28 protein-coding genes and 2 tRNA genes are annotated in these 26,067 nt (G+C 63.4%); 10 read left to right on the top strand and 20 right to left on the bottom strand.

The features are described from left to right. Window positions 1–75: 75 nt before the first annotated feature. Together C266_RS01140 and C266_RS01135 are read left to right on the top strand one after the other, a co-directional pair. On the top strand, window positions 76–330 hold the full coding sequence (locus tag C266_RS01140) for a DUF1488 family protein (protein WP_036660901.1): 255 nt from the start codon (window positions 76–78) through the stop codon (window positions 328–330). Between the two features lie 86 nt (window positions 331–416). Continuing rightward, entirely contained in the window at window positions 417–668 is a 252-nt protein-coding gene (locus tag C266_RS01135; protein ID WP_010807219.1) for a hypothetical protein, read from the top strand. A gap of 20 nt (window positions 669–688) precedes the next feature. On the opposite strand, the gene C266_RS01130 is transcribed toward C266_RS01135, so the two are convergent. The 4 genes from C266_RS01130 to C266_RS01115 form a co-directional block, all read right to left on the bottom strand. Beyond that, window positions 689–2,386, bottom strand: a complete 1,698-nt coding sequence (locus C266_RS01130; protein ID WP_036660900.1) for an MBL fold metallo-hydrolase — start codon at window positions 2,384–2,386, stop codon at window positions 689–691. Between the two features lie 153 nt (window positions 2,387–2,539). Continuing rightward, window positions 2,540–3,559, bottom strand: a complete 1,020-nt coding sequence (locus C266_RS01125; protein ID WP_010807217.1) for an alpha/beta fold hydrolase — start codon at window positions 3,557–3,559, stop codon at window positions 2,540–2,542. Window positions 3,560–3,663: 104 nt separating this feature from the next. Then, entirely contained in the window at window positions 3,664–5,247 is a 1,584-nt protein-coding gene (locus C266_RS01120; RefSeq protein ID WP_010807216.1) for an NAD(P)/FAD-dependent oxidoreductase, read from the bottom strand. Between the two features lie 22 nt (window positions 5,248–5,269). Next, window positions 5,270–6,166 carry an SDR family oxidoreductase gene (locus tag C266_RS01115; protein WP_010807215.1) on the bottom strand — a complete coding sequence of 299 codons (897 nt, stop codon included), beginning with the start codon at window positions 6,164–6,166 and terminating at the stop codon, window positions 5,270–5,272. Between the two features lie 129 nt (window positions 6,167–6,295). Between C266_RS01115 and C266_RS01110 the strand changes: the two genes are divergently transcribed. From C266_RS01110 to C266_RS01095, 4 genes are all read left to right on the top strand, one after another. Next, on the top strand, window positions 6,296–6,982 hold the full coding sequence (locus C266_RS01110; protein WP_010807214.1) for a TetR/AcrR family transcriptional regulator: 687 nt from the start codon (window positions 6,296–6,298) through the stop codon (window positions 6,980–6,982). A gap of 105 nt (window positions 6,983–7,087) precedes the next feature. Next, window positions 7,088–8,290, top strand: coding sequence for a formate-dependent phosphoribosylglycinamide formyltransferase (gene purT / locus C266_RS01105; RefSeq protein WP_010807213.1), 1,203 nt, complete (start codon window positions 7,088–7,090; stop codon window positions 8,288–8,290). A gap of 183 nt (window positions 8,291–8,473) precedes the next feature. Beyond that, window positions 8,474–8,905 carry a MarR family winged helix-turn-helix transcriptional regulator gene (locus C266_RS01100; RefSeq protein WP_010807212.1) on the top strand — a complete coding sequence of 144 codons (432 nt, stop codon included), beginning with the start codon at window positions 8,474–8,476 and terminating at the stop codon, window positions 8,903–8,905. An 87-nt stretch (window positions 8,906–8,992) separates the two neighbouring features. After that, window positions 8,993–9,805: an SDR family NAD(P)-dependent oxidoreductase gene (locus C266_RS01095; protein ID WP_010807211.1), complete on the top strand. Its 813-nt coding sequence runs from the start codon at window positions 8,993–8,995 to the stop codon at window positions 9,803–9,805. Between the two features lie 258 nt (window positions 9,806–10,063). Here the strand turns inward: C266_RS01095 and C266_RS01090 are convergent, their stop codons facing one another. The 3 genes from C266_RS01090 to C266_RS01080 form a co-directional block, all read right to left on the bottom strand. Further along, window positions 10,064–10,267, bottom strand: coding sequence for a cold-shock protein (locus C266_RS01090; protein ID WP_010807210.1), 204 nt, complete (start codon window positions 10,265–10,267; stop codon window positions 10,064–10,066). A gap of 293 nt (window positions 10,268–10,560) precedes the next feature. Further along, the gene (locus C266_RS01085; protein ID WP_010807209.1) at window positions 10,561–11,085 is read right to left on the bottom strand and encodes a GNAT family N-acetyltransferase; all 525 of its coding nucleotides are present in this window, start codon (window positions 11,083–11,085) and stop codon (window positions 10,561–10,563) included. Between the two features lie 255 nt (window positions 11,086–11,340). Next, on the bottom strand, window positions 11,341–11,679 hold the full coding sequence (locus C266_RS01080) for a hypothetical protein (protein WP_144265662.1): 339 nt from the start codon (window positions 11,677–11,679) through the stop codon (window positions 11,341–11,343). 528 nt (window positions 11,680–12,207) lie between these two features. Between C266_RS01080 and C266_RS01075 the strand changes: the two genes are divergently transcribed. Continuing rightward, on the top strand, window positions 12,208–13,290 hold the full coding sequence (locus tag C266_RS01075; protein ID WP_010807207.1) for a diguanylate cyclase: 1,083 nt from the start codon (window positions 12,208–12,210) through the stop codon (window positions 13,288–13,290). Window positions 13,291–13,350: 60 nt separating this feature from the next. Here the strand turns inward: C266_RS01075 and C266_RS01070 are convergent, their stop codons facing one another. From C266_RS01070 to C266_RS01060, 3 genes are all read right to left on the bottom strand, one after another. Further along, the gene (locus C266_RS01070) at window positions 13,351–14,298 is read right to left on the bottom strand and encodes an AEC family transporter (RefSeq protein ID WP_036661071.1); all 948 of its coding nucleotides are present in this window, start codon (window positions 14,296–14,298) and stop codon (window positions 13,351–13,353) included. Window positions 14,299–14,300: 2 nt separating this feature from the next. Further along, the gene (locus C266_RS01065) at window positions 14,301–15,044 is read right to left on the bottom strand and encodes a GntR family transcriptional regulator (RefSeq protein ID WP_010807205.1); all 744 of its coding nucleotides are present in this window, start codon (window positions 15,042–15,044) and stop codon (window positions 14,301–14,303) included. Between the two features lie 127 nt (window positions 15,045–15,171). After that, window positions 15,172–15,465, bottom strand: coding sequence for a hypothetical protein (locus C266_RS01060; protein WP_010807204.1), 294 nt, complete (start codon window positions 15,463–15,465; stop codon window positions 15,172–15,174). Here C266_RS01060 and C266_RS27855 point away from each other — a divergent pair. Next, window positions 15,464–16,087, top strand: a complete 624-nt coding sequence (locus C266_RS27855) for a hypothetical protein (RefSeq protein ID WP_036660899.1) — start codon at window positions 15,464–15,466, stop codon at window positions 16,085–16,087. The two genes, C266_RS01060 and C266_RS27855, sit on opposite strands and share 2 nt — an antisense overlap. A 91-nt stretch (window positions 16,088–16,178) precedes the next feature. Here the strand turns inward: C266_RS27855 and C266_RS01050 are convergent, their stop codons facing one another. Both C266_RS01050 and C266_RS01045 read right to left on the bottom strand, forming a co-directional pair. After that, on the bottom strand, window positions 16,179–16,433 hold the full coding sequence (locus C266_RS01050; protein ID WP_010807202.1) for a hypothetical protein: 255 nt from the start codon (window positions 16,431–16,433) through the stop codon (window positions 16,179–16,181). Between the two features lie 168 nt (window positions 16,434–16,601). Continuing rightward, on the bottom strand, window positions 16,602–16,976 hold the full coding sequence (locus C266_RS01045) for a hypothetical protein (RefSeq protein ID WP_010807201.1): 375 nt from the start codon (window positions 16,974–16,976) through the stop codon (window positions 16,602–16,604). A 151-nt stretch (window positions 16,977–17,127) separates the two neighbouring features. Between C266_RS01045 and fghA the strand changes: the two genes are divergently transcribed. Beyond that, complete coding sequence (gene fghA / locus C266_RS01040) at window positions 17,128–17,982, top strand: S-formylglutathione hydrolase (RefSeq protein ID WP_010807200.1); 855 nt, start codon at window positions 17,128–17,130, stop codon at window positions 17,980–17,982. A gap of 28 nt (window positions 17,983–18,010) precedes the next feature. On the opposite strand, the gene pdxY is transcribed toward fghA, so the two are convergent. The 5 genes from pdxY to C266_RS01015 all read right to left on the bottom strand — a co-directional run bounded on the left by pdxY (window position 18,011) and on the right by C266_RS01015 (window position 24,737). After that, a complete protein-coding gene (pdxY, locus tag C266_RS01035; RefSeq protein WP_010807199.1) occupies window positions 18,011–18,868 on the bottom strand; it encodes a pyridoxal kinase PdxY in 858 nt (285 codons plus the stop codon). A 143-nt stretch (window positions 18,869–19,011) separates the two neighbouring features. After that, entirely contained in the window at window positions 19,012–21,108 is a 2,097-nt protein-coding gene (fusA, locus tag C266_RS01030; protein WP_010807198.1) for an elongation factor G, read from the bottom strand. 245 nt (window positions 21,109–21,353) lie between these two features. Then, window positions 21,354–23,000, bottom strand: a complete 1,647-nt coding sequence (locus C266_RS01025) for a methyl-accepting chemotaxis protein (protein WP_010807197.1) — start codon at window positions 22,998–23,000, stop codon at window positions 21,354–21,356. Window positions 23,001–23,305: 305 nt separating this feature from the next. After that, window positions 23,306–24,421: a hypothetical protein gene (locus tag C266_RS01020; RefSeq protein WP_010807196.1), complete on the bottom strand. Its 1,116-nt coding sequence runs from the start codon at window positions 24,419–24,421 to the stop codon at window positions 23,306–23,308. A 46-nt stretch (window positions 24,422–24,467) separates the two neighbouring features. Continuing rightward, window positions 24,468–24,737 (bottom strand): MoaD/ThiS family protein, encoded by a 270-nt coding sequence (locus C266_RS01015; protein WP_036661068.1) that lies wholly within the window; start codon window positions 24,735–24,737, stop codon window positions 24,468–24,470. A 353-nt stretch (window positions 24,738–25,090) separates the two neighbouring features. On the opposite strand from C266_RS01015, the gene C266_RS01010 reads away from it, so the two are divergent. Further along, window positions 25,091–25,453 carry a hypothetical protein gene (locus C266_RS01010; RefSeq protein ID WP_010807194.1) on the top strand — a complete coding sequence of 121 codons (363 nt, stop codon included), beginning with the start codon at window positions 25,091–25,093 and terminating at the stop codon, window positions 25,451–25,453. Window positions 25,454–25,479: 26 nt separating this feature from the next. Here C266_RS01010 and C266_RS01005 read toward each other — a convergent pair whose 3' ends face one another. The 3 genes from C266_RS01005 to C266_RS00995 all read right to left on the bottom strand — a co-directional run bounded on the left by C266_RS01005 (window position 25,480) and on the right by C266_RS00995 (window position 26,067). Next, the gene (locus C266_RS01005) at window positions 25,480–25,668 is read right to left on the bottom strand and encodes a glycine zipper 2TM domain-containing protein (protein WP_010807193.1); all 189 of its coding nucleotides are present in this window, start codon (window positions 25,666–25,668) and stop codon (window positions 25,480–25,482) included. A 193-nt stretch (window positions 25,669–25,861) separates the two neighbouring features. Beyond that, window positions 25,862–25,937: transfer RNA gene (locus tag C266_RS01000), tRNA-Lys, on the bottom strand. A 54-nt stretch (window positions 25,938–25,991) separates the two neighbouring features. Further along, window positions 25,992–26,067, bottom strand: a tRNA-Lys gene (locus C266_RS00995).

The raw sequence follows: 26,067 nt of genomic DNA, 5'->3' as shown, positions 1-26,067 counted from the left end.
TATTGAATTCGAACGTGCTACGCTTTTTGAAAGCGTAAGGTGTTTTTCGACTTTCAGGGCGCAGCGGAGGTGGCAATGAGTTCCTTTCTGCACGGCGGCATCGGACTCGGAAACGACGGCGAGTTCGTGCGTTTTTACGTCAACGTCGATGGCAGCGTTTTCAACTGCCAGATAGGGCGGGCCGCACTCAATCGTCTCGCAAATGCCGACGCCAGCGGCGAAGCACTCTTCGATCAGTTCATGGATGCCGAAGACGAGATCGTCAAGCTTGCCGCCAACGCGATTGCCAGTGGCGTGCGCACCGAGCCCATCGTCGTCGATGTGCCATGAACCCATGCGAGTCAACCTTTTCGCGCCGAACACGAGCCACCCCGTTCGACATGCCGTTTCCTGCATCCCGCCAACCGGAGTCTGTTATGAACTACGCATCGCATGAGCAGGTCTACGAATACCGCGCAGGTTATCAAGTTCGCGTGCGCGCCTTTCAGAAGGAGTACGCCGGACCCTGGGACTATCTGGTGCAGGTCATCAAACACGGCAAACCGGAGGGGCCGGAGGTGCGATCCCCCGACGGGCATCGCGACAATCGTGTCGACGCCGAGATGGCCGGGCGTAAGGCCGGAGAGCGCATCGTCGACGAGTTGCTTGGCGGCGATTCGTACGAATGACACCAGTCCCGGGGGCAGTCTCAATTCCTCGTCGCAGCACCGGCATGTCGCCGCCATTGACCGTCTGCCGACACCGACGCGAGACCGTCCTCCGCGAGTTTCTCCAGATGCGCCTGCAAGGAGCGCCGAGCGACGGCGTGTCGTGACACGGGCACATCTGCATACACCACCGGTATGAGCGTCTCGATCGTCGTCGGCCCTATCTGCGCAAGCGCATCGAGCGCACGGGCCTCGCGCGCGAGCCGATGCGCAATGAGCCGGGCAATTCGTTGCGCCGGCCGATCCATCACAAAGCCATGCCCAGGGGCGAGCCACTCGGGCGCGAGCGCGGCCAGTTTCGCAAGCGACGCCAGATAGGTCGCCATATGCCCGTCAGGCGGGTTGATGACGACTGTCGAGCCTTGCATGACGTGGTCGCCGGTGAAGACCAGCTCAGCGCCTTCCAATGCATAGCAAAGATGATTGGTTGCATGTCCGGGCGTATGAATCGCGCGCAGGATACGGCCGTCCGGCAACGTCGCCGCGTCGCCGTCTGCCAGCGTCACGTCGGGCACGAAGGCGGTGTCTTGCCCTTCGTCATGACGCGCACGCATGCCATAGGTCGTTGCCCCCGTCCGCGCTTTTAACAGGCGCGCGCCGGGTGAATGATCGCGGTGCGTATGGGTGACGAAAATCTGCCGGATGGGGCCGCGAGCGGCGCGCAGGATCGCGTCGATGTGCGCCGGGTCGTCGGGGCCCGGATCGATCACCGCCCACGCGTTGTCCGGGCTGCCGCCCACTAGATACGTATTCGTGCCGGGGCCAGTCATCATGCCCGGATTCGGCGCGGTCAGACGCAGCGTGCCGGGCATCAGTGTCACCACGCGCCCAGGCACAATCTCGTAGCTGCCCGTGCCTTGTTCGTGCGGATCGGTCAGGGTCAATTCGGCCCAGGCCGGTTCGTCCGGTGTGACCGGCCAGCGACCCCGTTTGCCGCTGGCAAGACGCGGCTGAATGCGCGGTACCCCTTTCAGTGCCGCTGCGGCGGCTATCGCCTGATCCGCAGTGCCCATGCCCTCCAGCCATTGCAGCAGCTTGCGCGTGGGCGGCAGCAGGCGAAGTTGATCGGCATGCGTGAGGGCGTACCGGGGGCGCATCCATCGGTGCGCCGCCGTCTCGATCTGATCGACTTCGACCTGTTGACCCTCGGGAAGCCTCGCCAGAAAGAACCGTGTGTCAAAACGCTTTGCCAAGCCCAGCGGCGTGACCCAATGACTCAGATAGTGCAGACGTTGCGCGGCGAGTTGCACGTCGAACGAGCGGCATAGCGATGCAATATCAACTCGCCCCTCGTGCAGCGCCTCGCGTTCGCCGCGCATGATGCCGAGGCGATGTTGGTCGATGGGGGTGCCAGAGCCATCGTCGGCGAACAACACGCCCGTTTCCTCGAAGCATTCCCGCATGGCGGTCACGTAGTAATCGAGGCCCCCCTCGGGCAGTTGCAGACGCCGACTGGCCGTCGCGTCGTCGAGGGCATCGCACACGAGGTGGCCCAGCCGGTCGCCAGCATCGACTACGCCGCCGGGGAATACGTAGGCATCGGAACTGAAGTCGGTCGCGCGTACGGCACGTCGCAACAGCAAGACTTCCATGCCGCTGGCTCGTTCGCGCAGCACGACGACGCTGGCGGCCATTCGGAGGCTGGGTGGCGCCGGGTGGGCTTCGTTGCGATCGGACATGAGGCGTGCGCACGCAAATCGCGCTGAATCGGGAAGCGTCTAGTTTGCCACCGGAAGGCCCTCGGCGCAGGCGGGGCTACCCCCGATGTGCGGCCTGAGTGGAGTGTGCGGTGTTCGGGGCGGGCAGGGTGAGCCGCGCGTGTCGGGGCGGCGTCATGACGCCGTGCCATTCGCCGCGTGCACCGACACCGTCATGGCGGGCTGGGGGGCGCCGTACTGTGGCGCGGGCATGCGTGCCGCAACGTCCTTCAGCCATTGCATCGTCGCCTCGGGCTGCGTAACGGGCAGCATGTGGCCGCCGTCCACGAGCGTCAACTGCACGCGTTCGCTGGCGAGCGGCATGGTCTCGCCTTGCAGGCGGTAATCGAGGATGCGGTCGCCACGTCCATAGAGGATGTCGACGGGGACCGACAAGGCTGGGTAACGTGCTGCAAGGCTGGGCATGTCGCGTTCGGCGGCGAGGATGTCGACGCTGCCCGCCTCGAAGTTGCCCGGCCGGAAGCCGAGCACGCCGCCGCCGCGAACGAGGAAGTCCTTCGGGGCGTCTTCCGGGCCGAAGACATGGGTGAGCGTCGTGCGGCCCGTCATCATGCCGATAGGCACGGCGAGGGTGCGTCCGACCCAGCGGCGCCAGCGGGCGCTGCGAATGGTCAGGGCGCGAAAGGCCGCAGGCACCTCGGACACCGGCTGCGTCAGCGGTGCGATCAAGGCGAGTGCCCCGACGCGTTGCGGATGATCGAGCGCCAGCGCCAGCGATACCGCCCCGCCCAGCGAGTGTCCTACGACAAGCGGACGTTCAAGCGCGAGGGTGTCGATCAATCGGGCGACGGCGTTCGCCTGCGAGGCAATCGCGCCATCGTGTTGTGCGGCACGCGTCGAGTAGCCGGACCCTGGCCGGTCGACGAGCACGATGCGATGCGTGCGCGCGAGCGCTGCCAGCGGCAAATAGGCGAAATTGCGCAACTGACCGCAAAGGCCGTGAATGAACACGACGGCCGGACCCTGGCCGAAATCCACGTAATGCAGGCGCTCGCCATCGATATCGAGATATTGGCCGTCTGGCGGCACGGCCGCTTCGGCGCGGCGCGCAACGCGATGCGTGAAACGCATCAACACGACCGCAACGGCGGCAAACGCAATGACGAGGCAACCGAACAAATAAGCAATGAGCATGATGGCGTATCGAGCAGCAGGCAACGGGAGTCAGGGTGCATCGTAACAACGCGGGGCGCAAGCGGGTTACAACGTGGCGCGTCACCCATCGCGGCGCGTGCGGGCTAATAACGTGTCGCCGATGCCGCGACGCCCGTCGTATTCGATGTATGCCTGGCCGTGGCCGCGTCCGGCCCGACCGGTCGCGTCGCGCGACGCTCGAAACGCATGGCGCCATCGTCGACGCTGCCCCAGCGCATCAATCGCAGGTCGCGCAGGTAATTCTGATAGAACACCCACGGCTTGCGGCCACCCTGTTTTGGCAGCGCCCCGGCGGCGCGCTGAATGTAGCCCGACGTCAGGCCGATGGCCGGCATCTCGCCATGCTCGCCATCGCGCAACTGCGGCACGCAGGTGTCCGCCCCCTGCGCATTCATATGATTGATGAGACGGCAGACGTATTGCGCGATCAACTCGGCTTTGAGTGTCCACGACGCATTGGTGTAGCCGAAGACCGATGCAAGGTTGGGCACATCGCTGTACATCATGCCCTTGTAGGCGACCGAGTCGGAGAGTGCCACGGGTTTGCCGTCGACCAGCAGACGGGCGCCGCCCATCAACTGCACGCGCAAGCCGGTCGCCGTCACGACGATGTCGGCGTCGAGCGTCTTGCCGCTTTTGAGCGCGAGCCCGTTTGCTGTGAAGGACGCGATCTCGTCAGTCACGATGGCGGCTCGTCCGTCGCGCAACGCCTTGAAGATGTCGCCGCCCGGTGCGAGGCAAAGCCGTTGATCCCACGGTTGATAGCGGGGCGTGAGGTCGCGTTCGACGTCGACATGGCCTTGTGCCTGCCGCGCTGCGCGGCGAATCAGTAAGCGACGAATGGCGTGCGGCCAGCGTCGCGCCGCATTGTAGAAGCCGAGGGCGATGAGCACGTTCTTCGCGCGCACGATGCGGTGCGCCATGCCCGCCGGCAGCCACGCGCGCAAACGTTCGGCGACGCCGTCGCGACTCGGCATCGACAGGATGTAGCTCGGCGAGCGTTGCAGCATGGTGACGTGTGCCGCCGTCGCCGCCATGCTCGGCAGCAGCGTTACCGCCGTGGCGCCGCTGCCGACGATGACCACGCGCTTATCGCGATAGTCGAGATCCTGAGGCCAGTGCTGCGGATGCACGATGGTGCCGGTGAAGGTGTCCATGTCCGGCCACGTCGGTGCGTGTCCGGCATCGTAAGCGTAATACCCGCTGCACATGAAGAGGAAGCGGCACGTGAGCGCCTGCGTGTCCTGACGGCCGTCGGCGTGTGTGCGTTCGATGTCCACCGTCCAGCGCGCGATAGTCGAATCCCAGCGGGCCTCACGAACCTTGTGGCCGTAACGGATCAGGCTGTCGAGCCCCTCTGCGCGAGCGGTGTCCTTGAGATACTCGAGAATCTCGCTGCCATCGGCAATGGCCCGGGGGCTGGCCCAGGGACGGAAGCTGAAGCCGAGCGTGAACATGTCGGAGTCGGAGCGCACGCCGGGATAGCGGAAGAGATCCCATGTGCCGCCGAGCGACTGGCGCGCTTCGAGCATGGCGAATCGCGTGCCCGGACAGCGCTCGCGCAAGAAATGCGCGGCAGCGATGCCGGAGAGTCCTGCGCCGACGATGATGACGTCGAGGTCCGTGCCGACACGGTCGACATCGGTGGCTGTCGTGTTTGCCGTCATGGCGATGGTCTCCGGGCGTTGTCTATTTGGTTGCCGTGGAGCGAGCCGCTGCGTCGTGCGCTTTCGACGAAGGCTTGCGAGCCATGGCAGAGCGCCGGTAGAGCCAGGCCACCACGGTCTGATAGCGCGCGCCGAGCAGACGGGCCAGTTTATCGATGCGGTGCGCGTCGTCGCCGACGAGCACGCGTCGTGCATTACGCTCGACGCCCGCGAGGATCTGCCGTGCAGCGGCGTCCGCACTCGTCGCGTCGATGAGCTTGTTGGCACGCCGGCGGTGCGTGTGGGCGTCCACACCGGTGAGCAGGGTGATGCTGTCGTCGATACGCGAGGTCAGCACAATGTTGGTCGCGACGCCGCCCGGATGCACACACGTACATGAGACGGGCGCGTGCGCCAGTTCCAGCTCCATTCGCAACGCTTCTGTGAAGCCGCGCACGGCGAACTTGCTGGCGTTATAGGCCGATTGGGTCGGCATGGCGATGATGCCGAACAGGCTCGACGTATTGACGATATGCCCTTCGCCGGACGCCATCAGGTGGGGGAGGAACGCCTGCGTGCCATGCACGACGCCCCAGAAGTTGATGTCCATCAGCCATTTGAAATCTTCCTGGCGCATGGTCGCCACCGGCACCGACAACGAAACGCCGGCATTGTTGAAGACGAGGTTGACCTTGCCGTGGGCTGCAGCCGTCTCGTGAGCCCAGGCGAAAACGGCGTCGCGATCTGCGACGTCGAGCCGCTGCGTCGTGACGCGAACGCCCAACGCGCGGCAGGCGGTGGCCGTGTTCGTCACGCTGCTTTCGTCGATATCCGATAACGCGAGATGCGTCCCGCGGCGCGCCAGTTCGAGTGCCAGCGAACGGCCCATGCCCGACCCGGCACCAGTAATGGCTGCCACTTTGTCCGTCAACGTCTTCACCGTGTTTGTCTCCGATTTGTGACGCGTCTACCCACCGTCGGGTGACGGACGTCGCATGATCTGTAATCTTTAATTTGGTGTTGATCGTCACCACTTTAGTTTTACACTCAGGTGATGTCAAATAGCGAAATGGAACAAGGGCTCGAATCGAGAGATGCCGCATCGACGGCATCGCCACCTGCGGGGCCGGGTGTGCCGCCAACGGCGACCGGCGGGCGGCGCTATGGCGGGGTGGGGCAGGCCCAGCGGGAGCAGGCACGCCTTACTGCACTGATCGATGCCGCCACGGAAGTTTTCGGCACGGTCGGATTTCGTCGCGCGACGGTGCGTTCGGTGTGCCGTCTGGCCAAGCTCAACGACCGGTATTTCTATGCGGCGTTCGAGAACCTGGAGCATTTGTTGCGAGCGACGTACGCGCATCATGCGCAAACCTTGCTCGGGCAATTGCAAGCTGCCATTACCGAGAGCGCACCAACGCTCGACGCGCGGCTCGACGCCAGTCTGCACAGTTTTTTCGCGTTTCTGCGCAACCCGCATGCGGCGCGTGTTTTGCTGCTCGAGGTGATGGGTGTGAGTTCCGAGATGGACCAGACCTATCACCGCTATATCTCGGAATTCGCCAAGCTGATCCTGAGCATGGCCAACGTGCCGCCGCTGGCCAGTGAGGATGCGCAAGCGCAGGCGAGAATTGTCGGCGTGGCGCTGGTGGGCGCGATGACCAACGCCGGCACCGCCTGGGTGCTCACGGGCTATCAGGAGAGCGAGGCATGCATGGTGGCGAGTTGCCGCCGTGTGCTGCGAGGTGCGCTTGTTTGACGTTGCCGGCGGCGCAGCGGCGGTCATGCTCGCTACAATACGGCTTTCGCGTACGACGCCAAGTCGCGTCGATGCTTCTGATTTCTTACTCTCCAAAGGTCGAAAATGACCACTATCGGAACACCGCTGTCGCCGAACGCGACGAAGGTCATGCTGTTGGGCGCGGGCGAACTCGGCCGTGAAGTGCTGATCGCATTGCAGCGTCTGGGGGTTGAGACGATTGCCGTGGATCGCTATGACAACGCGCCGGGGCAGCAGGTTGCCCACCACGCCCGCACCATCGCGATGACCGATCCCGAGCAACTCAAAGCGTTGATCGAAGCCGAAAAGCCGGATCTCGTCGTGCCCGAGATCGAAGCCATTGCCACACCGATGCTCGAAGCGCTCGAAGCAGACGGTGTGGTGCGCGTGATCCCGACGGCTCGCGCCGCGCGTCTGACGATGGATCGCGAAGGCATTCGCCGTCTGGCCGCCGAGACGCTGGGGTTGCCGACGAGCCCGTATCGGTTCTGCGATTCGCTAGAGCAATTGCAGGCCGCCATCGACGGCGGCATCGGCTACCCGTGCATCGTCAAGCCGGTGATGAGCAGTTCGGGCAAGGGGCAGAGCAAGATCGACGGCCCTGCCGACGTGAAGGCGGCATGGGATTACGCGATGGCCGGTGGCCGAGTGAGCCATGGTCGCATCATCGTCGAGGGCTTCATCGACTTCGACTACGAAATCACGCTGCTAACCGTGCGTGCGCGTGGTGCCGACGCGCAGATCGAGACGCACTTCTGTGCCCCGATCGGTCACAAGCAGGTGAGCGGCGATTATGTCGAGAGCTGGCAGCCGCATCCGATGTCGTCGGTGGCGCTCGAACGCGCTCGTCTGATCGCGCGCGACGTCACGAACAACCTCGGCGGACAGGGCATCTTTGGTGTCGAGCTGTTCGTGAGGGGGGAAGACGTGTGGTTCAGCGAAGTCAGTCCGCGTCCGCACGACACGGGCATGGTCACGATGATTACCCAATGGCAAAACGAGTTCGAGCTGCATGCGCGCGCCATTCTCGGTCTGCCGGTCAACACCACGTTGAAGACGCCCGGCGCGAGTGCCGTCATTTACGGCGGCGTGGACGCGACAGGCATCGTGTTCGACGACGTGGATCGCGCCCTGCAAGTGCCGCAAACCGACATTCGTCTGTTCGGCAAGCCGGAGAGCTTCGTGAAGCGCCGTATGGGGGTTGCACTGGCGTATGACAACGATCTGGATGTCGCTCGCAGCAACGCGCTCGAAGCCGCCAGTCGTGTGAAGCCGCGAGCGGTCTGAACCGAGGCGGATCACTACGCCAGCATCGCGCAGTACTGCGCATTGAAGCGGTAGATGGGCATCGTGGGCAGCGGCTCACGATGCTTTTTTTATTTTTGCGGTTGCGAAACGCAACTATTAAGTTGTATTGTGCAACTATGTTGAGGTAGATTTCAGCGAAATGCCAATGGGAGCGTTTGCACAGTGAGTCCCGATCCGTCGTTGGTCGAAGCCATTCGCACCGTATCGCGCGAGATGGTCCGGGAGCTGGGTTTCATGGGCGGCAATTTTGCCGGCACCGATCTTTCGCCGTCCGCTGTCCACGCGTTGATCGAGATCGAGCGCGGGGGTATTACGGCGCGCGACCTCGGCGCCCGGCTTCATCTCGAGAAGTCGAGCGTCAGCCGGATGCTGCGCAAGCTGGTGCAGTCCGGCGATGTCGGCGAAGCGGTCTCGGAGCACGATGCCCGTGTGAAGCGGTTGTTCCTGACGCCGGCCGGCAAGAAGCGCGTGGCAGGAATTCACGCGTTTGCTCGCGCGCAGGTGATGGAGGCGCTAGGTCGTCTGGCGCGCGGGCAGGATCGCATCGTACTGGACGGAATGCGGCTTTACACCGCCGCGTTGAAGCAGCGGTGACGAGCGCGTGCCTGGGCGTGTGACGCAGGCCCGGAAACGTTGCCCGGACGAAGTCGTCCTGAAACAACATCTTGAGAGGTCGCCACCATGAACGATTTCCCCTCGCTGACCGAACTTGCCGGGCCGATACCCGTCAGTGTGCCCGCAGGAAGACTCGACGGCCGCGTATGCCTCGTCATGGGTGGCACCAGCGGTATCGGCCGCGCCACGGCCTTGCGCATGGCTCAGGAGGGGGCGCGTGCCGTGATCGCCACTGGACGGCGCAAGGCACTCGGAGACGCGCTGGCGGAGGATATCCGGCGGCTCGGGGCAGAGGGCATGTTCGTCTGCACGGATTTGACGTGCGAAGCGGATATCGTCAGCGCGATAACGCAAACGATGACGCAATTCGGCCGGCTCGACACAGTGTTCAACAACGCCGGTTTCCAGGAGCCGCGCGCGCGATTGGCTGACCAGACCGACGCCGTCTATTCGCAGGTGTTCGACACTAATGTTCGCGCTGTCTTTCACGCGATGCGTCACGAGATTTCCGCGCTTCTCGCCTCCGGTGGCGGCACTATCGTCAACAACACGAGTGTGAGCGGTGTACGCAATCCCAATGCCGGGCTCGCGCTCTATGGCGCCTCCAAGGCGGCGCTCAATTCGCTCACTCGCGCAGCCGCGATGGAATATGCCCCTTCGGGTATTCGCATCAATGCGGTCGCACCCGGGCGTGTGGTGACCGCCATGATGCTCGCCTCGGGCATTGCCGATATGCGCAGCGTTGCGGCGGGTCTTCCGCTCAAGCGAATGGGGCATCCCGAGGAGGTGGCCGCCGCCGTCGTCTGGCTGAGTTCCAGTGAGTCCAGCTATGTCGTCGGACACGTTCTGGCAGCCGATGGCGGCTTTCTTGCGGGCTGAACTGGCGCTGACTCAGGGATTCGGCAAGGTCACCCTCTGCGCGCGGTCATGCGGTGCATCGAAATCCTGCAACGGGCCTTTCGGTGTGCCATTCGCCATCTACCGGTAAGCCCATCGCCACCTCCGGATCGAAAAGTTCAGCATACCTGCAAAAATGAAAAAACCCCGCGTGAGCGGGGTTTTCAGTTCGGGCAGGCCTTGCGGCACTACCCGAGGCGCGTCGATCGCGTTAGCGATCAGCAGCGAAACATCCGTCGCTTACAGCGGCTGGATGTTGCTGGCCTGACGGCCCTTCGGTCCCATCTTCACTTCGAAGCTGACCTTTTGGTTCTCTTGCAGGGACTTGAAACCCTTCGATTGGATTTCCGAGAAGTGAGCGAAGAGATCTTCACCACCTTCGTCCGGCGTAATGAATCCAAAACCCTTGGCGTCGTTAAACCACTTGACGGTACCAGTTGCCATTTCTTAAATCCTTAAAGTTTTCAAATGAGCGAGCGAGAAGCTCAGCGAGCGCATGACATTAAAGCTGATCAGGTACAACCGAGTTGACGCAGAGGGCGACATTAGATGACACAAGACTCGCCATACAACGTTCATGCACCCGTTTTTTTACGGGAAAGGTGGGAAGGTGTCAAGCAGGGAAACTTTAGATTGTTGATCCACGCCAGTTTCAAGCCATTTTTCGCTGCGTTGCGGCATGCATTCGGTACTGCCGGACGACCGGTCTGACTACCCTTGTGGCGGCACGTCCGAGGTCATGTCTTTTCGGTCTGCCAGACGTAACGCAATGCCGGCACTTCAATGCCGGGTGACACCGCAATCGGATGAACCCTACCCGCGCGGCCGCCCAGCCGGTCGTAGAACTGCCGGGCGCGCGTATTACGCGCGAGTACCCAGAGATAAAGTGCAGCGTCGGGATCGAGGGCACTCGCCCAGTTCCTTACCTGATGAAACAAGGCCCGGCCAACGCCCCGGCCTTGCCACGTGGCGGCCACATGGAGGTTATCGAGCAAAATGCCGTCACCGCCGGATAACGCGCACACGAATCCGGCGAGCGGTCCATTCGCCATGTCGGGACACGCTTTCCATATACGCATTGCGGGGTCGTCGGCGCGCATCAAACGGTCGCGCCACAACGCAGCGTGTTCCTGCATGAGATGATCGCGCACATGTTCCGTCGGCAGCATATGCGCATATGTCGCTTGCCAACTCCGCGCATGCAACTCTGCGATAGGTGCAACGTCCTCCATCGTCGCCGGCAGGATGTGGGGCGACGTCATGCTGGCGCTCCCATCGAACGGGAAGCATGCCCGGCAAAATGAGAACCGCCGTCACCGAAAACGGCGAGCGCAAAAATATCATCGAGCGAAGTGATGGAAGGTGTGTCTTGTGGCGTGGACGCAACGCGAGCGCTGGCTTGCCGGGGTGTCATGGACGTGTCACCGCGCTATGCGGTTTGAGTGAAAGAGAACGGTAGAGAGCGTCGCCTTGCTATGCGCGCTAACTTAACGTTCACTATAACGCGGTGCACGACTTCAGGCACGCGAATGCGGATGCCGATGGCTGGCCACTGTCGGGTGTGTCCGGTGCGTCGTTTTGGGCGGCAACGTGTGATGCGCCTTCATGGTTTTCTTCTTGCCGTGCGCCGTCTTGTGTGCGTGAGATTTCTTATGCGCAGACGTCTTCGCCGACGCTTTCGTCGCTGCGCCGTGACGGCGATGCTTCGATGACGAGGCATGCTGCGCTTTGGCGTGATGACGGGACTGGGTGTGGGAGGCGGAAGCGGCGAATGCCGAGGCCGAGAACATCGCAAACGTTGCCAGCGCAAGAGCGACGCCGACGTTGCGCAGGGTGCGCGGGTAGAGCATGGACAACAAGGTCTCCGTAGGTTTGAGTGCCGGCGCCGTCGGCGGGTGTGCCGCGCTGCCGCCCGATCGGGCCGGATCGCACCGTCAGCTTTGTCACTGGCAGTGCGTTCGAGCGGCCGCGATTGTAGGGCTGCAAAAATGACTTGTCGAGATGGTCGGCCGACCGTCCGGATGATGCGCTGGGGGGGCAGCCAACGAATTTGGTGCGCCGCCACATGATCTGCTAATGAACTAGGTATTTTCCCTAGCAACACAAAAAACCCCGCCACGGCTCGATTTCATGGCGGCGAAATTCACTGGCACCACCCTACAATTTGACGGGCGGGTGCCGTTAACGGCCTCATGATCGTCTCCCTTGCAGACGTTATCATGACGGCCTCACCACGGGCTCGGCGAACGCGTTCGATACATTCGTTCCGGCCTGTTACTTGTCCTTCGGCGCCCATGATGGGCGTGATGTCGAAGCGCCAAGGCACGATGCAAGGCAAACACGCTAGGCGGCCGCGAAGTGCCGCGTGTCTCTCGAGACCTTACGTGGCAACCAACCAGGCACCGACGCTCGACTCCTTGCAATCGCTGCTGGCGACCGTCCAGCGCAATGAGCGCTCCCTCAAACGTTTTCAGGACATCGAGTTGGCGCTGATGGGTGCGCCCGACTTCAGTCAGTTTCTGGAAGTGATGCTTAACCGCTTGCGCCACGATTTCGATCTGTCGGGGGTGCGTCTGATGCTCGCCGAGGTCGACGACACGTTGCGCGATCTTATCGACACGGCCGAAGGTATTCGTGCGCTCGACGCGGGTCTTTGCATCGCGCAGGATGCCGGAACGTTCTCTGCCGTGTGTGGCGATGGCCAACTCTGGATCGGCTCGCCGCGTGAGCGCCACGCGTCGCTCTTCGGGCCGCGCGCGCCTGCAAGTGCCGTCGTTATGCCGCTTGCCCGCAACGGCCGCTATCTGGGCGTCATCGCACTGGGCAGCCGCGACGTGCGCCGCTTCTCGCCGGAAATGGCGACCGATTTTCTCGAGCGCTTCGGCGCGGTTGTTGCCGTGTGTCTCGAGAACATGTGGAATCGCGAACGCCTCAAGCGTATCGGCCTGACCGATCCGCTCACCGGGCTGTCGAATCGCCGCTATTTCGATCAGCGTTTGCGTGAAGAAGTGGTGCGCGGCGCACGTTATGGTGCGCCGCTCGCGTGTCTGCTGATCGATATCGACCATTTCAAGCGCGTCAACGATAGCCATGGTCACGCCACCGGCGACCGTGCGTTGCGTGCCGCCAGCGTGTGTATGCGTGCGCAATTGCGAGTGACGGATACCCTCGCCCGTTACGGGGGGGAAGAGTTCGCCGCACTGCTCGTGCAGACGGAACAGAACTGGGCGGGGACGGTTGCCGAGCGAGTCCGTCGCGCTGTGGCGCGGTTGGAAGTTCCGGACGACGACGGTGCGCTCGTGCCGCTCACGATTTCTATTGGCCTGGCGAGTGTGGACCCGCGTGATAGTCACGACCCAGAGACACTTCCGATGCGTTTGCTTGGTGCTGCCGACGCGGCGCTGTACACCGCAAAGCGTTCCGGTCGCGACCGCGTCGTCGTGGCCTCTGCGGCGACGCTGCGTTGAGCGTATCACCGGCGGGCAGCGACAAGCCCGAAATGACGCCGGGGCCTGCTTGCCCTTGTCTTATCGTCCGCTGAACCAGCCGATCAGCAGCGACACCGTCACCACCGAAAGCACCGTCGAAATCAGAATCGCGCGCGAGGCGACAGCGGCTTCGCGTCCGTACAGTTGCGCCAGCATGAACGGCCCCGTGCCAATGGGCAGGGCCGAGAGCAGCAGTGCGCTGTGCGCCCAGATCGTCGGAAGATCGAAGACACGGAACGCCAGAAATGCCGTGACCGCCGGTTGAAAGATGAGCTTGAGTCCGACGAGACGTCCCACCGCGCGTGCAATCCGGGGCTCCTTGGCCGCCCCGGAGCTTTGCGCGAGAAACATGCCGATCGCCACCAGTGCGCACGGACTGGCCGCCCCGCCGAGCAACGTGGTGAAATGCAACACGGGCGCAGGCAGTGCAACACCTGCGGCCGCAAACGCCATGCCGGCGAACGGCGAAACGACGAGCGGATTGCGCACCAGCGCCCGGGCGACGAAGCCCGCCGTGCGACGCCAGTTCGGCGTGGCTTGCAGATCCGTCTCGATGATCGCGATGGAGATGGCGAAGAGCACGGTTGCTGTGAGCAGCATCGCGACGACCACCGCCGGTACGCTGGCCGGACCGAAGGCCACGAGACACAGCGGCAATCCCATGAACCCGGCGTTCGGATAGGCCGCGCCCATGCCTTCGATGCTGGCGTCGGTCAGACGTCCGCGCACTGCGCGATCGAGCATGAAAGACAGCGCGAACGTTGCGGCCATGCCGCCGCCGAATGCGCCCAGAAACCCAGGGTTGACCAATTCCGCCCACGTGATCTGCGCCATCGACTGGAACAGGACGGCAGGCAGCGCGAGATAGACGACAAAGCGGTTGAGCGCGTCGAGCGCGGTCTCGCCGAGCCAGGCACGACGGGCGCACAGATAGCCGACGAAAATCAGCCCGAAGACGGGGAGGGCGGCGGAGATGACGGCTTGCATGATCAGTGCGACGCGGCCAGCCGCGCGAGCCACTCGCGGCGCGCATTGCCGCCATCCGCTTCGGTGTGTTCGCGGGCGGCGGCCTCGGCGCCATCGGCATCCCCAGCCGCGATGCGCGCGACGATTTCCCCGTGTTCGAGCCAGACAACTTCCTGCATCGGCATGGCCCCAAGCGTCGCGGCCATCGCCCGCATGATGTGCGGCCATTGCGGCGCGACCGTCTGCGCGATCAGCGGGTTGCCCGACGCGTCGTGCAACGCCGTGTGGAAAGCCACCTCAATGCGGACCTGACGCGCCACCGGTGTGCCTCGCGTCATCGCCATGCCAGTCGCAACCGCCTCCTGCAGACGTCGCAGTTCCGGTTCGCTCAACGTGCCTTGTGCCATACGTGTGGCCGCGAGCCGTGCGGCGAGACCGTCAAGGGCCGTGCGCACCTGGTAGAGCTGGCGCAGGTGATCGGCGTCGATGGGGGCGACCTCCAGACCCTGACGCCCGCTGTCGCAAACCAGACCGTCGCGTTTGAGCAACTGCAAGGCATGGCTGACGGGCTGACGCGACACGCCTAGCGAATCGGCCAGTTCGGCCTGCCGGATGCGCTCGCCCGGGGGCAGCGTGAGATCCGCAATGGCGTCGCGCAGACGCGAATAGACCTGATCGATCAGTACGGGCGTGCTCGTCAGGGGTTCAAGCGGCGCGAGGGGCCGGTCGGTTGCCGTCGAGTCGGGGGATGCAGCGGGGTTCGACATGGAATTCCGGTGCTCGCCGGTCTTCGTGATATCTGGAATTCCGAATTCTACACTTGCGAACAGACGCTGGCGTGCTTTTTTTGACCCATGGCAGTCGTGAAGGAGGGCGAGGCGGGTGGGGCTTACGTCAGTCGCTCGGATCCAGTTCGGGAGGGGCGACGAATGCGGCGCGCGCGGGTGTCTGAAGCAGGGCCTGAACGGTCGTGCGGGTGCGCTGGAGGCGGCGGGCGAGCGCCCATGCGTCGGCCTCGTGTTCGAATAAACCGACGATCAGGTGCGGTTCCGCGGCAAACCCGTCGGAAAACAAGCCGATATTCTTCGCGATCATCTCGCTCGCCCGCTCCACCGACACAGTGTATTGGCGCGGCGAACGGTATTGATTGATGACGACGGCAAAGGCGCGGGAGAACGCGTCGGACATGCGGGAACCTCCTCTGTCGGCGTCGCGCGAAGTCTCCGATCTTGATCATTGGAACTACGCACTCGGCGTTGCACTTCCGGTGATTGTAGGCGATGGCGAGGCGCGTGTCGGGACAAAAGCGACGCGCGTGCGCATGACCGGCGGCGCGTGCCGGCGGCAGCAAAAAAAAGCCGCCGAGCGGGTCGGCGGCGCAACAGAGAGGGTGACAGCGCAACCGAAGTTGCCGAAGACCAGCATAGGTGGCGGCGATGACAGCGTCGTGACCGTCGTATTTGACGATGGACTCAACGCTTGCGGTGATCGACTGCCGGATCGCGCCGCGAAATTCGGAAAAATTTTCGGGAAAAGCGCTCACCGCGCGCCGCGCGCCAGAGACCTTCCGTTGTTCGATGCGCTCGAACGCGTAGGCCGGCTATACGAGCACGGGCAACGCCTCCATGACAAGGAGTGCAACGAGCGCTCCGGCCACCGCACCGGCCGCGCGCAGGCCGTAGCGCGTGCTGCGGGTCGCGACGGGGATACCGCCAACGAGCAGCGCGCCGGCCACCGCCATCGGCAGGAACAACGTCAAGTCGTAAAGGTTGAAGTGGAATATGGGCATCTTTCTTGTCTCCTCACCTGAATCGCGTTTCCACTATAGGACGGCGGCGGAGGATGCCCAAATTTGGTGCGGCGCAGCATGTTGCTGCGCGGAGAATGATGCTTTGGCGGTATCAGTCTTCTTGACGCACGGCGTGCATCTTGCGGCGTGCGTTCCACATCGCCATGTCTTTGCGAGTGCGTACGCGGTCGCTGACGTTGATGTCTGCGGGCCGGGCGCCCGGGGTAGAGGCGGCAACGTCGTTGGCTTCGCTGCGCGCCTGCACCATCATGACGAGCGTAAGCAGCGAGGCGGCAAGCGCCAGCAAGATCAGCTTCATATGACCCCCGAGGGTGAATCTCTGGTGAATCTGGTCGGTGTTATGCATCGTCGTCTTCGTCCTGACCGGTCCGCCAAAGGGGACCGTGCCGGCGAGGGTGGCGCGATGCTTCTGTGATGCACTGCTGACGGACTACGTTGCCGCAACTGCCTGACGGGAGGGGGGCTTCGGTGCGTCTGACGCTGGCTGAGGCCACGTCTCATATTGCGCGACGCATCATAGCCAGCGATTATGACAACGCGCTGCGGAGATCGAATTCTCACCGGCTGTGTAACGCGTCACCTCACGTCCTTTAACGTATAGCGACGGCTGCGGCGAAAAGTTTAGAAATCCTGACACTTTTTTTTCGACACGGACCCAAAGCGCGATGCCACCGCGTTTCGGTCCGTGCCTCGCCTGCGGCGCGCTTACGGCTGATGCGATGTCGTCGCGCGGACCGCCGGCCTGACCGGCCCGGCGGGCACCGCGCTCAGGCAAGACCATGTCGGCGACGTTGGCCGAAGTGGCGATCGGGATCTCGACGTCCTTGCGCCCTACCGCAACGAGTGCTTTCTTCAGATCGCCGACGAGTGCCGCGTAGTTGGCAGTCATCCGGCGCACACCGACATGCGTTGTACGCCCTGGGCGCCTTGGCGATGTCACGCGCCGTCGCGCGAGGTAAGATAGCTGCCGTATCGCAATGGTGGCCAGATGGCTGGTAGCGATGCCATTACCGGCTTCCCGAACTTTCCCGGATTTCGTCATGCTCGAACTCATTTCAGAACACCGTTGTTTCGGCGGCGCGCAGCGCTTCTATCGTCACGCCTCGACCACCATCGGTCTGCCGATGCGCTTTTCGGTGTTCCTGCCGCCGCAAGTGCGCGACGGCCGTGCGGTGCCCGCGCTGTTTTATCTTGCGGGGCTGACCTGCACGGAAGAGACGTTCATGATCAAGGGCGGCGCACAGTGGCTGGCCGCAGAGCATGGCGTGGCGCTGATTACCCCCGACACCAGCCCGCGCGGTGCGGACGTGCCGGGCGAGGCCGATGCGTGGGATTTCGGCGTCGGCGCAGGCTTCTATCTCGACGCGACGCAGGCGCCATGGTCCAAGAACTATCGCATGTACAGCTATCTTGTCGACGAACTCTACGCATTGGTGACGCAATCGCTGCCCATCGACGCGGAGCACATCGGCATCTTCGGTCACTCGATGGGGGGGCATGGTGCGTTGACGCTAGCGCTGCGCAACCCTGACAAATTCCGCTCGGTGTCGGCGTTTGCGCCGATTGCGGCGCCGATGCGTTGCCCGTGGGGCGAGAAGGCGTTCACCGGGTATCTGGGGACGGATCGAGAAGCGTGGCGAGAGTACGACGCCAGTGAACTGATCGCGAAGGCCGGTCAGATGGTGTTCCCGGGCGGTATTCTGATCGATCAGGGCCTGAACGACCAGTTCCTCGAAGCGCAACTGCACCCGGACATCTTCGAGCAGGCATGCCGCGACGCCGGCCAGCCGCTGACGCTGCGACGTCACAACGGCTACGATCACGGCTACTACTTCATCCAGACCTTCATGGCGGATCATCTGTCACATCACGCCGAGCAACTGCGCACGTATTGATCCGCCCTGCGCCGTACTGCCTGCGCAGTCAGACCGCCCGCGCCTCGTAACGGCGTGGCGGCGTGACGATCTCGTCTTGCGCCCGAACGATTTCCAACTCATAACGGCCAGCGAGATGCGTGGCGCGCAGCACGGCGTCGACTGCGGCAAGCGTGTGCTCGAACGCCGCACGAGCCGTATCGCCCTTGAGCAAGCGCGCGAGGAAGACACCCGAGGTCAGGTCGCCCACGCCCACAGGCTGACGCGAGAACGGATACAGCGGACGGTAGCCATGCCAGGCCTCGTCGTTCGTCACCACCAGCATGTCGAACCGGTCGGCAGGCTTGCCGGCGTATTCCAGATGCTTGACGAGCACCATCTTCGGCCCGCGTGAGAGCAGGGCGCGGCATGCCGCGACGGCATCCTCAAGCGTGTCGATCGGATGCTGCGAGAGTTTTTCCAGCTCGAGATGATTGGGGGCCATGATGTCGGCCGCCGCAGGCATGTGTTCGACGAGATACTGCTCGATGCCCGGCTTGACCTGGCACCCTTTCTCGGGATGCCCCATCACCGGGTCGCACAGGTAGATCGCTGCGGGATTGGCCTGTTTGACGCGCTGCACCGCCGCGAGCACGAAGCCCGCCTGCTCCGGCGCACCGAGATAGCCGGAAAGTACGGCATCGCAATGTCCCAGCTCACCGATGTCGTCGATGCCATCGACGAGCCGCAGGATTTCTTCGCTGGGCAACGCTTGCCCGGTCCATTTGCCGTATTGGGTGTGATTCGAGAACTGCACCGTGTTGATCGGCCAGACATTGACACCAAGACGCCGCATCGGGAACTCGGCGGCGCTGTTACCGGCGTGGCCGAACACGACATGAGACTGGATGCTGAGAATGTTCTTCATATTGATGTGGCGCGCTAAGGCAAAAAGGACAACGCCCGCTAGCGGAACGATCCTGTCGCGAGACGAGAGCGTGCCAGTTGCGGGCGTTGATCGTCAGCGCGGTGTGCAGTCTGTTCTGCTCACCGCACCCGACGTCTGCTGCGTTACTTCTTGGACGAAATGATGGCGTCGGCCACGTTCTTCGGCGCCTCGGCGTAGTGCTTGAATTCCATCGTATAGGTGGCGCGCCCCTGTGTGAGCGAGCGCAACGATGTCGAGTAGCCGAACATTTCCGAGAGTGGCACTTCGGCGCGCACGATCTTGCCGCCGCCCACGATGTCGTCCATGCCCTGCATGATGCCGCGACGCCCTGAGAGGTCGCCCATCACGTTGCCCATGAACTCTTCGGGCGTTTCGACCTCGACGGCCATCATCGGCTCGAGCAGCACCGGATCGGCTTTGCGCATGGCCTCCTTGAAGGCCATCGAACCTGCCATACGGAACGCGTTCTCGTTCGAGTCCACGTCGTGGTATGAGCCGAACGTGAGCGTGACCTTCACGTTGACGACCGGATAGCCGGCCACCACGCCACTGTTGAGTGTCTCGCGAATGCCCTTGTCCACGGCCGGGATGTACTCGCGCGGCACCACGCCACCCTTGATCGCATCGACGAATTCGTACGGCTTTTCCTTGTCCGGTTCGAGCGAGATGACGACGTCGCCGTACTGGCCGCGGCCGCCCGACTGCTTGACGAATTTGCCCTGCACGTCTTCGACTTTCTTGCGCACCGTTTCGCGATAAGCGACTTGCGGCTTGCCGACGGTCGCTTCCACGCCGAACTCCCGGCGCATGCGGTCGACCAGAATTTCGAGGTGCAGCTCGCCCATACCGGAGATGATCGTCTGCCCCGATTCTTCATCGGTTTGCACGCGGAACGACGGATCTTCCTGCGCCAGACGATTGAGCGCGAGGCCCATCTTTTCCTGATCGCCCTTGGTCTTCGGTTCGACGGCCTGCGAAATCACCGGCTCCGGAAATTCCATCTTCTCCAGAATGATGACGTTGTTCGGGTCGCACAGCGTGTCGCCGGTCGTCGCTTCCTTCAGGCCGACGGCGGCGGCGATGTCACCCGCGCGCACTTCCTTGATTTCCTGGCGCGTGTTCGCGTGCATCTGCAGAATGCGGCCCAGTCGCTCTTTCTTGCCCTTGAGCGGGTTGAGCACCGTGCCACCCGACTCGATCACGCCCGAGTACACGCGGAAGAAGATCAACTGGCCGACGAACGGGTCGGTCATGATCTTGAACGCGAGGGCGGCGAACGGCTCGTCATCCGACGGATGGCGCTCGATTTCCTTGTCGTCCTCATCGTGACCGGCAATGGCGGGCACGTCGACGGGCGAGGGCAGGTAATCGATCACGGCGTCGAGCATGGCCTGCACGCCCTTGTTCTTGAAGGCGGTGCCACACAGCATCGGCACGATCTCGCCCGCGACAGTGCGCTTGCGCAATCCCGCCTGGATTTCCGCCTCGGTCAGCGTTTCGCCGCCGAGATACTTCTCGAGCAGCGCCTCATCGGCCTCGGCGGCGGCTTCGATCATCTTCTCGTGCCATTCCTGCGCCGTGTCCTTGAGGTTGGCGGGAATGTCGACATACTCGAACTTCACGCCCTTCGACTCTTCGTCCCAGACGATGCCTTTCATCTTCACGAGATCGACCACGCCCTGGAAATTGTCCTCGGCGCCGATGGGAATCTGGATCGGCACGGCATTGCCGCGCAGACGTTCGTGAATCTGCTTGTAGACACGGAAGAAGTCGGCGCCCACGCGGTCCATCTTGTTGACGAACGCGATGCGCGGCACCTTGTATTTGTTGGCCTGACGCCAGACCGTCTCGGATTGCGGCTGCACACCGCCGACCGAGTCGTAGACCATGCACGCGCCATCGAGCACGCGCATCGACCGCTCGACTTCAATGGTGAAGTCGACGTGGCCCGGCGTGTCGATGATGTTGATGCGATGTTCGGGGTAGTTGCCGGCCATGCCGCGCCAGAAGCAGGTTGTCGCGGCGGACGTGATCGTAATGCCGCGTTCTTGTTCCTGCTCCATCCAGTCCATCGTGGCAGCGCCTTCGTGGACTTCGCCCAGCTTGTGGTTGACGCCCGTGTAGAACAGGATGCGTTCGGTCGTCGTTGTTTTGCCAGCGTCGATGTGAGCGCTGATGCCGATGTTGCGGTAGCGCTCGATGGGGGTCTTTCGGGCCACGGTACACCTCTTTTCCGGACGGTGGGGAGAAAGCATAACAGCAGCCATCATACTCCAATGTTGCAATGCCGCGCAGGCGGCGATATCGCGCGAAAGGCCAGCAAGCATGGGGATTTGCGAGGGGCTGCGGCCCCATGTCACAAGCCTTCTCAACCGTGCGCACCCCCTTCGCAACCCCATGCAATTCGCCGTGCCTCGGCGGGGTTGCCCGCACAGCGGGCATCACACCGTCACGCTGTCACTCGTCAGGCAACCTGGCGCTGACGGGCGAACGCGAGTACGGCCCCGCGCGAACCATTGGCGGCGACGTCCGTGTCGCCATCTTGACTGGACGTGTAGGCGTCTCCCTCCGAGAGCCGGAACACGGCGACGGCTTCGCGCAGTTGACGCGCCTGGTCCTCCAGCGACCCGGCGGCAGCCGTGGCCTCTTCGACGAGTGCAGCATTCTGCTGCGTGACCTGATCCATCTGCATGACGGCCGTGTTGACTTGCTCGATGCCGCCCGACTGCTCGCTCGATGCCGCAGAGATCTCACCCATGATGTCGGTCACGCGCTGCACGGCTTGCACGATTTCCGTCATCGTGCGACCGGCATCGCGCACTTGTGCCGAACCGTCTTCCACCTTGCCGACGGAGGTCTCGATGAGGGTCTTGATCTCCTTCGCTGCGGCTGCGCTGCGCTGGGCGAGCGTGCGAACCTCGCCGGCGACGACGGCGAAACCGCGTCCTTGTTCGCCGGCCCGCGCGGCCTCGACGGCGGCGTTCAGCGCAAGAATGTTCGTCTGGAAGGCGATGCCGTCGATCACCCCGATGATGTCGTTGATCTTTGTCGAGCTGGTGGCAATTTCCTGCATCGATGCGACGGCGCGTTCGACGACGCGTCCGCCTTCGCCTGCGATGTCCGATGCGTTCGACGCCAGTTGCCTTGCCTGGCGGGCGTTGTCGGCATTCTGGCGCACGGTCGCCGTTAGTTGTTCCATCGACGAAGCGGTTTCTTCGAGCGACGCCGCTTGCTCTTCGGTGCGTGCCGACAGATCGGTATTGCCTGAGAGCAATTGCCCCGAAGCCGATGCGATGGCCGCCGTGCCGCTACGCACACGCCGCACGATCTGGTCGAGGCTTTCATTCATGTGTTTGAGCGCTGCCATCAGTTGGCCGGTTTCGTCGCGACTCGTCACGTCGATGCGGCTCGAGAGATCGCCCTGCGCCACGCGTTCGGCCACTTCGACAGCGCGCGCGAGCGGACGCGTGATGCTGCGTGTGACCGACCAGGCGGCGACGATGCCTGCGACGGCCGCCGCAGCGCCAAGGGTGGTGAGCAGCCATTTGGCGAAGACGATGTCGGCGCTCGTGGCGGCACCGGTTTCGTCGACGATCTTTTGCTGGAGCGTGACCAGTTCGACGGCCTCGGCCTGCATGGCGTCGAGTGCGGGCAGGGCGTCCTGCTGTGCGATGCGCAGCGCGGTGTCGCGTTGGTCGGCGCTCAACGCCGAGATCACGCCGCCGCGTGCCTTCAGAAAGGCATCGTTGTGTTGCCGCACGCCGTCGAGCAACTGCTTGCCTTTACCCGACGTCACGTACTTGTCGAGCACTTCCTGCGCCTTGGCGATGCGGGCGAGGTTGGCGTCGATGCGCTCATTGAGCGCGCTGCGTTGGGTGGCGTCCGTGGTGACGATGGCTTCCATCAGGCGGCGGGCATTGCCGCGCACCATGGCGTCAATGCGGTGCGCCGCATCGGCTTTGGCCCACGCGCGGGTGAGTAGTTCTTCGTTGGCACGCTCGATGGCGACGAAACGCACCAGCGTGATGATCAGCATGCTCAACAACAGGATTAGCAACGTACCAAAGCCGATGGACAGCCGGGTTCGGATCTTCAGGTCGGCGATTCGCATAGGTATGACTCCTTTTAGGGATTTGATGCCGGGGCAACACGGATGACGTGTGGCGCATGGCGTTTCGAGGAGTGGTCGCCGGTTTGCCGCAGAGCGCTTCGATACGGCGGGTGAAGCGTGACGCGACGTTGGCTCACGCGCCGGGAACGACACGTGCGAGATGTCCGGCGACGCGTGACGGGGGATTCTATGAAGCCTGTCCGTCTACCTTCGTATACGACGAAAAATACGATAACTGAAGGTATTCCTACACACAGGCGGGATAGACGACGGGATAGGCAGTGCGGCGAATTCCGACAGGAAGGTTAGATAAAGCGCACCGCATAGATCGGAGGCAGGTGCGCCGAGACGCACTCCCATTGTTCGCCGGCGTTGTTGCTGATCCATAGCGCACCGGTCGTCGAGCCCATGGCAAGCGTGCGGCCGGTGGCGTCGATATCCAGCCCGTGGCGATAGATGAGGTCGTAGGACGGTGTCTCCGGCAGCCCGTGCGAGAGCGCGGTGAACGACTCGCCGCCATCGCGCGTGCGAGTGACGACGAGCCGGGCGTCGACCGGAATGCGGCACGCATCGCGCTGTGCCGGCACGAACCACGCCACGTCGGGGTCGTGCGGATCGACCGCAACGGCAAAACCGAAACTCGACGGCGCCGCCTGAATCCGTCGCCAGGACGCGCCGTAATCAAGGGTGCGGAAGATCCCGTTGTGATGCTGTGCCCACAAGGCGTTTGGTGCGTCGTGGCATTGCACGAGGCGGTGAACGTCCTGCGCATTCGGATCGAGGCGTCGTTCGGGCGGCATGTAATCGGCTTCCATGCCGCTGGCCGCCAATGCCCAGGTGTGCCCGTCGTCGCGCGTGCGCCAGACACCGCCGGTCGACACGGCCACCATCACCTGCCGGCTGTTGTGCGGATCGATGCAGATCGAATGAATGCCTGCATGGTCGTAACCGCCCCCCATCCACTCGGCGCGCTCAGGGCGATCCCACAAGCTTTGCACCAGTTCCCAGTGCTGCCCATGGTCGCCGGAGCGAAACAGGCCGCCGGGAATCGTGCCGGCCCACAGGACGCCGGGCGCGTCCGGGCCGGCCGCTTCGAGCGACCAGATCAACTCCACCGAGGGGGCCTGCACGTCGCTGGCAGATGATTCGGACTGCTGCGTTTGCGAGGCGAAGGCGGGCGGGGTGAGTTCGGTCCATTCGTTCGCGTCGCGAGTGCGGCCCCAGAGTTTCACGCCGAAATGTCCGAGATTGAGCGCAGCGTAATCCGTGCCGTCGCGCGCGTCGTGCAACACCATGCTCACCGGCTCGCCGGGAAAGTCGGGAGTGTTCGACATTAATCGCCAGGCAGTGCCCTCACGTTGCCACGTGAATAATCCCTTGCGGGTGGCAACCAGCAGCGTGGCTCCGGTGACATGTTCCACGGTTTTCCTCCTTGATGCGGGCGGGGCTTGTCGGGCGCCCGCCGGTTCATCCCCCCGAGAGCGCTTGCGCCACGTACACGCGGCTGGCGTCCTCGAGCGGGTCGCTCAGCGAGCGACGGTCGCGAATCAGCCATCCATCGACGAAGACGGCGACGTGCGCCCGCAAGCGCCCCTGGTCGTTGAACAGATAGCCACGTAGCTCGGGTGTGTGAGCGACGCATTGGGCGAGCACGTCGCGGACGGTCGGTCCATCGACGGACTGGGCGTCCACGCTGACGTGGCGCTGGATTGCGGGTGCAAAGGTGACGGTCGCCATATCCCGGCCATGCGGATGCCGTGGCGACACACGAATCCGCAATGCGATGAGAACGAGACTTTCAGTGTAGACAATGAGGATGGCTCGCGCAGTGTGCATTGCGGCATCGTTGCGTGGCCGCAGCGCTATGTTCCGCAGGAAATAACGCGCGTTGCGTCCCTATGCGCGATAGCAGGGCCGCAGTCTGGTGTCCTTTGGATGACGATCTGTGAGTGTCTATGCCTTGGAAAGCGTCGTCGCAGGGTGTGGCATCGCATATCGGACACTCCCCATCCCCCATTCACCTCGTTATTGTTCACCATTATCGGAGTGCCCGCGAGCGCAGTGCCGCAGGTAAATCCAAGGAGGGAGCAATGGCAAAAGGCAAAGCAAAAGACATTGGCATGGGGCGTTGGTCCGATGCGGCGATCAAGCGTCAGTGGCGGCTACACCGGGCGGGGGAGGAATCGCAGAAGGAGGATGTGACGGTCAGGCGCCCGCCGGAGATGGCGAAATGCGAGGGCTATTTCTTGTGGAGCGTGCGTCAGGCGGCGTTCGTCGGTCGTCACGACGGCACCCTCAAGGGCGGCGGGCGGCATTACGCGATGTGCACGGCGCAAGCGAAACGGTATGCGAGCGCGGCGCAGGCGAGGGCGGCGGGAGACGCGATCGTGGGTGGCGTGCTGATCATGTACGGCTACGCCGTCAACACCCCGCTCTATGTCGTGGGGCGGTGACGGCAAGCGATGATCTGCGGGGGGTGTTACTTACCCAGTTCGTGACCGACGACACCACCGACGACGGCACCGCCGATGGTACCGGCGGTGCTGCCGCCGGTGGCCTCGTGACCGATGACACCCCCTGCGACTGCGCCGCCGAGCGTGCAACCGAAGATCGACGAGCCTATGGCGAGCGCGGTGATGACAACGAAAATCGACTTCGCCGTTTTCATGATGAATCTCCTGTGGCATGTGCGCGTTGCGCGCGGCGCAGCGACATGAGTCCAGCTTAGATGGCCCGCGTTGCGTGCACTATCGGCCGCGACTGAATCGACTGTAGGAATAGGACGACAGGCCCAAGGGCGGGCAGCGGAATCGACGATAGAAACGACAAGGGCCGCACGATGTGCGGCCCTTGTGAGCATCTGGTGGGGCGTGAGTGACTCGAACACTCGACCTACGGATTAAGAGTCCGCTGCTCTACCAACTGAGCTAACGCCCCTGTGCTACCGGGAGCAAAAAAGACCGCAGGCGATGCAGCCTTTCCTGTCGTACTTGGTGGGGCGTGAGTGACTCGAACACTCGACCTACGGATTAAGAGTCCGCTGCTCTACCAACTGAGCTAACGCCCC

Source organism: Pandoraea sp. SD6-2 (assembly GCF_000389825.1).
Classification (GTDB): domain Bacteria; phylum Pseudomonadota; class Gammaproteobacteria; order Burkholderiales; family Burkholderiaceae; genus Pandoraea; species Pandoraea communis.
This window is presented reverse-complemented; position numbering and strand designations above follow the sequence as displayed.

Excerpts from the sequence above, each read along its gene's own strand:
- C266_RS01095 (WP_010807211.1), top strand. The coding sequence starts at position 8,993 with ATGAACGATTTCCCCTCGCTGACCGAACTTGCCGGGCCGATACCCGTC.
- C266_RS01140 (WP_036660901.1), top strand. The coding sequence starts at position 76 with ATGAGTTCCTTTCTGCACGGCGGCATCGGACTCGGAAACGACGGCGAG.
- C266_RS01070 (WP_036661071.1), bottom strand. The coding sequence starts at position 14,298 with ATGCAAGCCGTCATCTCCGCCGCCCTCCCCGTCTTCGGGCTGATTTTC.
- C266_RS01110 (WP_010807214.1), top strand. The coding sequence starts at position 6,296 with ATGGAACAAGGGCTCGAATCGAGAGATGCCGCATCGACGGCATCGCCA.
- pdxY (WP_010807199.1), bottom strand. The coding sequence starts at position 18,868 with ATGAAGAACATTCTCAGCATCCAGTCTCATGTCGTGTTCGGCCACGCC.
- C266_RS01025 (WP_010807197.1), bottom strand. The coding sequence starts at position 23,000 with ATGCGAATCGCCGACCTGAAGATCCGAACCCGGCTGTCCATCGGCTTT.
- C266_RS01130 (WP_036660900.1), bottom strand. The coding sequence starts at position 2,386 with ATGTCCGATCGCAACGAAGCCCACCCGGCGCCACCCAGCCTCCGAATG.
- C266_RS01050 (WP_010807202.1), bottom strand. The coding sequence starts at position 16,433 with ATGCATAACACCGACCAGATTCACCAGAGATTCACCCTCGGGGGTCAT.
- C266_RS01045 (WP_010807201.1), bottom strand. The coding sequence starts at position 16,976 with ATGACTGCCAACTACGCGGCACTCGTCGGCGATCTGAAGAAAGCACTC.
- C266_RS01010 (WP_010807194.1), top strand. The coding sequence starts at position 25,091 with ATGGCAAAAGGCAAAGCAAAAGACATTGGCATGGGGCGTTGGTCCGAT.
- C266_RS01135 (WP_010807219.1), top strand. The coding sequence starts at position 417 with ATGAACTACGCATCGCATGAGCAGGTCTACGAATACCGCGCAGGTTAT.
- C266_RS01015 (WP_036661068.1), bottom strand. The coding sequence starts at position 24,737 with ATGGCGACCGTCACCTTTGCACCCGCAATCCAGCGCCACGTCAGCGTG.
- C266_RS01060 (WP_010807204.1), bottom strand. The coding sequence starts at position 15,465 with ATGTCCGACGCGTTCTCCCGCGCCTTTGCCGTCGTCATCAATCAATAC.
- C266_RS01125 (WP_010807217.1), bottom strand. The coding sequence starts at position 3,559 with ATGCTCATTGCTTATTTGTTCGGTTGCCTCGTCATTGCGTTTGCCGCC.
- C266_RS01065 (WP_010807205.1), bottom strand. The coding sequence starts at position 15,044 with ATGTCGAACCCCGCTGCATCCCCCGACTCGACGGCAACCGACCGGCCC.
- C266_RS27855 (WP_036660899.1), top strand. The coding sequence starts at position 15,464 with ATGCGGGAACCTCCTCTGTCGGCGTCGCGCGAAGTCTCCGATCTTGAT.
- C266_RS01005 (WP_010807193.1), bottom strand. The coding sequence starts at position 25,668 with ATGAAAACGGCGAAGTCGATTTTCGTTGTCATCACCGCGCTCGCCATA.
- purT (WP_010807213.1), top strand. The coding sequence starts at position 7,088 with ATGACCACTATCGGAACACCGCTGTCGCCGAACGCGACGAAGGTCATG.
- C266_RS01085 (WP_010807209.1), bottom strand. The coding sequence starts at position 11,085 with ATGACGTCGCCCCACATCCTGCCGGCGACGATGGAGGACGTTGCACCT.
- C266_RS01120 (WP_010807216.1), bottom strand. The coding sequence starts at position 5,247 with ATGACGGCAAACACGACAGCCACCGATGTCGACCGTGTCGGCACGGAC.
- C266_RS01090 (WP_010807210.1), bottom strand. The coding sequence starts at position 10,267 with ATGGCAACTGGTACCGTCAAGTGGTTTAACGACGCCAAGGGTTTTGGA.
- fghA (WP_010807200.1), top strand. The coding sequence starts at position 17,128 with ATGCTCGAACTCATTTCAGAACACCGTTGTTTCGGCGGCGCGCAGCGC.